This is a genomic window from Mycobacterium sp. TH-M82, from assembly GCF_057473605.1.
In genome coordinates this window covers 1-5,839 of sequence record NZ_JBYCKY010000459.1, presented here as the reverse complement: position 1 = coordinate 5,839, position 5,839 = coordinate 1, and the positions used below count along the sequence as shown (strand labels likewise).

7 protein-coding genes and 1 pseudogene are annotated in these 5,839 nt (G+C 65.7%); 3 read left to right on the top strand and 5 right to left on the bottom strand.

Going from position 1 to position 5,839, the window contains the following annotated elements; all coding sequences use genetic code 11:
• Together phoP and AC2VON_RS14180 are read left to right on the top strand one after the other, a co-directional pair.
• Positions 1-210: pseudogene (gene phoP / locus AC2VON_RS14185) on the top strand (two-component system response regulator PhoP); the annotation flags it as partial.
• Positions 211-246: 36 nt separating this feature from the next.
• Positions 247-1,683: a sensor histidine kinase gene (locus AC2VON_RS14180; RefSeq protein WP_486953522.1), complete on the top strand. Its 1,437-nt coding sequence runs from the start codon at positions 247-249 to the stop codon at positions 1,681-1,683.
• 3 nt (positions 1,684-1,686) lie between these two features.
• On the opposite strand, the gene AC2VON_RS14175 is transcribed toward AC2VON_RS14180, so the two are convergent.
• Complete coding sequence (locus AC2VON_RS14175) at positions 1,687-2,091, bottom strand: HIT family protein (RefSeq protein ID WP_486953523.1); 405 nt, start codon at positions 2,089-2,091, stop codon at positions 1,687-1,689.
• 271 nt (positions 2,092-2,362) lie between these two features.
• Between AC2VON_RS14175 and AC2VON_RS14170 the strand changes: the two genes are divergently transcribed.
• Entirely contained in the window at positions 2,363-2,911 is a 549-nt protein-coding gene (locus AC2VON_RS14170; RefSeq protein ID WP_486953521.1) for a YceI family protein, read from the top strand.
• A 19-nt stretch (positions 2,912-2,930) separates the two neighbouring features.
• On the opposite strand, the gene AC2VON_RS14165 is transcribed toward AC2VON_RS14170, so the two are convergent.
• The 4 genes from AC2VON_RS14165 to AC2VON_RS14150 form a co-directional block, all read right to left on the bottom strand.
• The gene (locus AC2VON_RS14165) at positions 2,931-4,058 is read right to left on the bottom strand and encodes an NDMA-dependent alcohol dehydrogenase (protein ID WP_486953520.1); all 1,128 of its coding nucleotides are present in this window, start codon (positions 4,056-4,058) and stop codon (positions 2,931-2,933) included.
• Positions 4,059-4,122: 64 nt separating this feature from the next.
• Positions 4,123-4,674 carry a nuclear transport factor 2 family protein gene (locus AC2VON_RS14160; RefSeq protein WP_486953519.1) on the bottom strand — a complete coding sequence of 184 codons (552 nt, stop codon included), beginning with the start codon at positions 4,672-4,674 and terminating at the stop codon, positions 4,123-4,125.
• Positions 4,675-4,685: 11 nt separating this feature from the next.
• Complete coding sequence (locus AC2VON_RS14155; RefSeq protein ID WP_486953518.1) at positions 4,686-4,895, bottom strand: ferredoxin; 210 nt, start codon at positions 4,893-4,895, stop codon at positions 4,686-4,688.
• 6 nt (positions 4,896-4,901) lie between these two features.
• The coding region (locus AC2VON_RS14150; protein ID WP_486953517.1) for a cytochrome P450 at positions 4,902-5,839 on the bottom strand (938 nt) is incomplete at its 5' end.

Genomic DNA, 5,839 nt, shown 5'->3' with positions numbered 1-5,839 from the left:
TTCACCCTGCTGCGCTACTTCGTGATCAACGCCGGCACGGTGCTCAGCAAACCGAAAATCCTCGATCACGTGTGGCGCTACGACTTCGGCGGCGACGTCAACGTCGTCGAATCGTACGTGTCGTATCTGCGCCGCAAGATCGACACCGGCGAGAAGCGGCTGCTGCATACGTTGCGCGGGGTGGGGTATGTGCTGCGGGAGCCGCGGTGAGCCTGCGGCGGAGCAACGCGCGGTAGGCGGAACCGGATGGCCGAACATCATCGCGTGGCGCTGCCGCTGAAGGTGAGCCTGGTGGCCACCATCCTGCTGCTGATGGTCTGCGCCATGGTCGTGCAGGGCTTCGCAGTCACCTCGATCATGCGGCACAGCCTGCTGCACCGGGTCGATCGGACCCTGCTGGACGCATCCCACGGCTGGGCGCAGGCCCCGCTGCGGTTTCTGCCGGCCTCGTACCAGGAGCCGAACCCGGCCAGGCCGCCGTCGAACTTCTACGTGCGCACCGTCGCCCCGGACGGCCGTACCTGGACGGTGGTCAACGACGATCGGCACGCCGAACCGAAGCTGCCATCCGACAACGACGTAGGACCGGTCCCGAAGACCGTCGATTCGGTCGGCGGGTCCGGTGCGCAGTGGCGGGCAGTGTCGGTGCGCGGAGCTAACGGCGGATTGACCACCGTGGCGAGGGACCTTTCCGACGTCCAGTCCACGATCCGGCATGTCAATGTCTGGCGGCTGGCCATCAGTGCGGTGGCACTGGTGGTGCTCGGCATCGCCGCCTATGTGGTGGTCAACCGCAGCCTGCGGCCACTGGGCGAGGTCGAGCAGACCGCCGCCGCGATAGCGGCCGGCCAGCTGGACCATCGTGTCCCGGAACGCGATCCGCGCACCGAGGTGGGCAGGCTGTCGCTGGCGCTGAACGGCATGCTGGCGCAGATCCAGCGGGCGCTCGCCGCGTCGGAGGCCTCCGCCGCGGACGCCCGCGGCTCGGAAGAACGGATGCGGCGATTCATCACCGACGCCAGCCACGAACTGCGCACGCCGCTGACCACCATCCGCGGTTTCGCCGAGCTGTACCGGCAGGGCGCCACCCGCGACGTCGACTTGATGATGTCGCGCATCGAGAGCGAATCACGCCGGCTGGGCCTGCTGGTCGAGGATCTGCTGTTGCTGGCGCGGCTGGACGCGGAGCGGCCGCTGGAACACCGCCGGGTCGACCTCTTTACGCTGGCCAGTGACGCCGTGCACGACGCGGAGGCGATCGATCCCGCGCGGCCGGTCACCCTGGAGGTCTTCGACGGACCGGGCACCCCGGAGGTGCTCGGCGATGAGGCGCGGCTGCGTCAGGTGCTGAGCAACCTGGTGGCCAATGCGTTGCAGCACACTCCGGTGACTGCTGCGGTGACCGTGCGGGTGGGCACCGACGGCGACGACGCCGTGCTGGAGGTCGTCGACCACGGCCCCGGAATGAACGAGCAGGACGCGCAGCGCGTGTTCGAACGCTTCTACCGCACCGACACGTCACGGGCACGAGCCAGCGGCGGCACCGGGCTGGGCCTGTCGATCGTCGACTCGCTGGTCCATGCACACGACGGCACCGTCACCGTCGACACCGCGCCAGGCAAAGGATGTCGCTTCCGCGTCGCGGTGCCGCGGGTCGCCGACGTGCCGAGCGAGGTCGGTTGAACATCAGGGGATCTCGGCCAACGCGGCGATGATGCTCGCCTGTGCCTGGTCCAGCGATTCGGCCGACGGGTTGCGGTCGACGTTGGCGAAGCCGAAATCGCTGAGACTGCGGGTCGGGAAGACATGGACGTGCAGATGCGGGACCTCCAACCCGGCGATGATCAGACCGGCGCGTTCGGTGCTGAACGCGCGGCACACGGCTTGGCCGATCCGTTGTGCGACCGCCATCACCCGGTGCAACACCGCGCCGTCGACGTCTTGCCACTGGTCGATCTCGGTGCGCGGCACCACCAGCGTGTGTCCCTGCGTCATGGGTTCGATGGTCAGGAAGCCGACGACCTCGTCGTCTTCGTAGACGAACCGGCCCGGAAGTTCCCGGTTGATGATCTTGGTGAAGACGGTGGCCATGTGCTTCAGCATATGAGCGGCGCTGTCGATCGCAGTAACCGATGAGGCTGGCCGGGTGACCTCGCCGGCGATGCCGGCGATGCCTGCGATGCAATCCATGGGGACGGCGACTCGGCCAGTCCCGTCCCCTGTCAGACCGCTGGCCGCATATTGGCAGCAACCTCCCAGGGATGGACCCTGTAGGGATGGCGCAACTACGGCTACCATCTACAGCGACCGGTTGATCGTGTCACGATATATATAGTCGGTGCTCACACGCAGAGGAGATGGCATGTCGGTTGTCGCGACACTACTGAGCAGTCAAGAGTTGGTCGGCGTCTGGAGTCTGGTTCCGCAGCGGTCGACCATCCGCTTCGAGAACAGCACCGCGTGGGGCGTGCTGAAGGTCCGCGGAGGATTCACCGACTTCAGCGGTGGCGGTGAGATCAAGGACGCGCAGACGGTGTCCGGCCGAGTCGACATCAAAGCCGAATCGGTGGACACCGGGTTCCGCATGCGTGACGCGGATCTGCGACTGCCGGGCTTCTTCGACGTCGAGAATTATCCCGAGATCACCGTTGTGGTCACCGGCGGAGAGCCCGGCGCGGGCGAGACCGTTCGATTGAACGCCGAGCTCACCGTCAAGGGCATCACCGGCCCGCTGCCGCTGACGGTCAACGTCGCGACGCTCAGTGACGGCCCAGACGGCACGGTGCGGCTGACCACCGAGACGACCGTCACCCGCAAGCAGTTCGCCGTCGAGGGGAACTTCTTCGGCATGGTCGGCCCCAAGACGAAGCTGAAGGCGAGTTTGGTGTTCCAGCACGCCACAGCCGGCTAGCCCGGAAGCCGGCTGGCTGCTAGCGGTCGGCGTCGGTGTAGCGGATGATGCCGCGAATGTTCTTGCCGTCCAGCATGTCCTGGTAACCGTCGTTGATCTGCTCCAGGGTGTACTGGCGGGTCACCATGTCGTCGAGGTTGAGCTTGCCGGCCTTGTACACCGACAGCAGCTGCGGAATGTCGTACTGCGGGTTGCCGCCACCGAAGATGGTGCCTTGCAGGTTCTTCTGCATCAGGGTCAGCATCGCCAGGTTCAGGGTGACGTGGGTGTCCAGCATGCTGCCGATCGCGGTCAGGACGCAGGTGCCGCCCTTGGCGGTCATGATCATATAGTTCTCGACGTCCTCACCGTGGACTTCGCCGACGGTGACGATGACTTTCTTGGCCATCAGGCCGGCGGTCGCCTCGGTGATGCCCGCCAGTGCGGTGTTGATGTCCGGGTAGACGTGGGTGGCACCGAATTTCAGGGCCTGATCGCGTTTCCACTCGATCGGGTCGATGACGAAGATGTGCCGGGCGCCGGCGTTGACCGCACCCTGCAGAGCCGACATGCCCACCCCGCCGACACCGACGATCGCGACGTCTTGACCCGGGCGGACATCGGCCGCGCGGGTCGCCGAGCCGTAGCCGGTGGTCACGCCGCAACCGACCAGGCAGGCCACCTCGAACGGCACTGACGGGTCGATCTTCACCACCGAGCTGCGGTGCACCACCATCCAGGGTGAGAAGGTGCCCAGCAGCGTCATCGCGTAGACGTCCTTGCCCCCGGCGTGGATGCGGAACGAGCCGTCGGTGACCGACGCGCCGTTGAGCAGCAACGCACCCAAATCGCACAGGTTACGCAGCCCGGCCTGACACGACTGGCATTTGCCGCAGGACGGGATGAAAGACAGCACCACGTGGTCGCCGGGGGCCAGGTCCTCCACCCCGGGACCGATGTCAGTGACGATGCCGGCACCCTCGTGTCCACCGAGCACCGGGAAGCCGGCCATCGGGACGCCGCCGGTCACCAGGTGATGGTCGGAGTGGCACATTCCGGCCGCTTCCATCTGGATCTTGACCTCGTCTTTGCGCGGATCGCCGATGTCGATCTCCTCGACCGACCACGGCTGGTTGAACTCCCAGAGCAGGGCGCCCTTTGTCTTCACCGTGAACCTGCTTTCGTCATGAACGTGCGTCTGCGTCAGCCTATAGGGCTGCCGCGGGAATCGGCTACCACAGTGGTTCCGGGGACTTGCCCAGCGGGTAGTACCCGGGCAGCTTGTCGCCTGCCATGCTGCGTTCGATGCGCTTCTGCAAGCCTTGCGACAGCTTGCCGGCCTTGATCAGTTGCAGATAGAGCGCTGAAACATGCCCGAAGTCGAAGAAGTCCCGCTGCCAATTCCACCTGCCGTCACCGGCGTAGCGGAACCAACTGCCGCCGATACCGTGGATCTCCGCTACGTCGTCGGCGGCCTCACCTGTCTTTGCCAGCTGCTTCCAGAACCCCACCACCTCGCCCTGCCGGTCGTCGATGACCACCTTCTGGTACGGGTAGCGCCACCCCTGCAGGCCTTCCATCTCCTGACCCAGTGCGATGTCACGGATCTCGTCGATGCCGATGCACATCACGTCCTCTTTCGGGCCGATGTTCCAGCCGTAGGTGGCGTCGTCGGTGTAGAAGGCCGCCAAATCGCGCCAATCACCGGCTGTCTCGGCGTCGCGGTTGGCCTGTAGCCAGCGGGCCACGACGTCCTCGAGCTCGTCGCGGGGGAACGGGGGCATCTGTGGAGTCCTTAGGCCTTCTTTTCGCGGATGGACAGCGTTCGGGTGGGGCAGGCCCGCACCGCGGCCTCGATCTGCCGACGCACCTCATCCGACGGTTGCGCATCCACGATCTCGACCTTGCCGTGCTTGGGCACCCGGAAGTAGTCGGGTGCTTCGAGTTCGCACATCGCGTGGCCCTGGCACAGATCCAGATCGGCTTCGACGACGTAATCACCCATCACGGGTCACCTCCTCTGATCGCCGTACACGCGGCGGCGGTAGCGTACCTTGGCCGGCTTGGCCAGCTGCACCACCATTTTGGAGTGGTCGTTGTGGTAGCTCTGAGATGGCTGCGTCATCTCAAACTCATACTCGTGCAGCAGCACCGAGAAGATCGCCTTGATCTGCATGGTGGCGAACGCCGCTCCCAGGCAGCGGTGCCGGCCGGCTCCGAACGGAATCCAGTTCCACCGGTGGGCGATGTCCTCCTCGTGTGGTGGCCGGTAGCGTTCCGGGTCGAACGCGTCGGGGTTGGGAAAGGACTCGGCAATCCGGTTGGAGACCGCCGGGGAGGCGGCCACCAGGTCACCTTTGTGGATCGGATAGCCGCACACGTCGAACTCGCCCTTGGCCACCCGCATCAGGATGATCAGCGGCGGATGCAGCCGAAGCGTCTCTTTGAGGACGTTCTCCAGGTGCGGAATCTGGCGCAACGCATGGAAACTCACCTCCTGGCCGTCGGCGTAGCGTTCGTCGAGCTCCTTGATCACCTGAGCACGGGCCTCTGGATGGCGCAGCAGCTCGATCAGGGTCCACGCGGTAGTGCCGGAGCTGGTGTGATGCCCGGCGAACATGATCGAGATGATCATGCCGGTGACCTCGTCGGCGGTGAAACGCAGGTTGCCGCTTTCGTCGGTGATCGTCACCAGCACGTCGATCATGTCCCGGAACTTCCTGCCCGCCGGCGGGTTGGCGATCCGGCTGTCCATGATCGCGTGCACCAGTTCGACCAGCTTGACCCGTGCTTCGTCGCGGCGCCGGAAGCTCTCGATCGGCAGGTACGGGTCGACGTAGCACAGCGGATCGGTGCCGCGTTCCAGCTCGTAGTACAGCTCGGCGAACCGGCCGTCGAGCTCCTCGCGGAATTTCCGGCCGATCAGGCACGCCGTCGAGGTGTAGATGG

Coding starts and splice junctions, on each gene's coding strand:
- AC2VON_RS14160 (WP_486953519.1), bottom strand. CDS start 4,674: ATGCCCCCGTTCCCCCGCGACGAGCTCGAGGACGTCGTGGCCCGCTGG.
- AC2VON_RS14175 (WP_486953523.1), bottom strand. CDS start 2,091: ATGGCCACCGTCTTCACCAAGATCATCAACCGGGAACTTCCGGGCCGG.
- AC2VON_RS14155 (WP_486953518.1), bottom strand. CDS start 4,895: ATGGGTGATTACGTCGTCGAAGCCGATCTGGATCTGTGCCAGGGCCAC.
- AC2VON_RS14170 (WP_486953521.1), top strand. CDS start 2,363: ATGTCGGTTGTCGCGACACTACTGAGCAGTCAAGAGTTGGTCGGCGTC.
- AC2VON_RS14180 (WP_486953522.1), top strand. CDS start 247: ATGGCCGAACATCATCGCGTGGCGCTGCCGCTGAAGGTGAGCCTGGTG.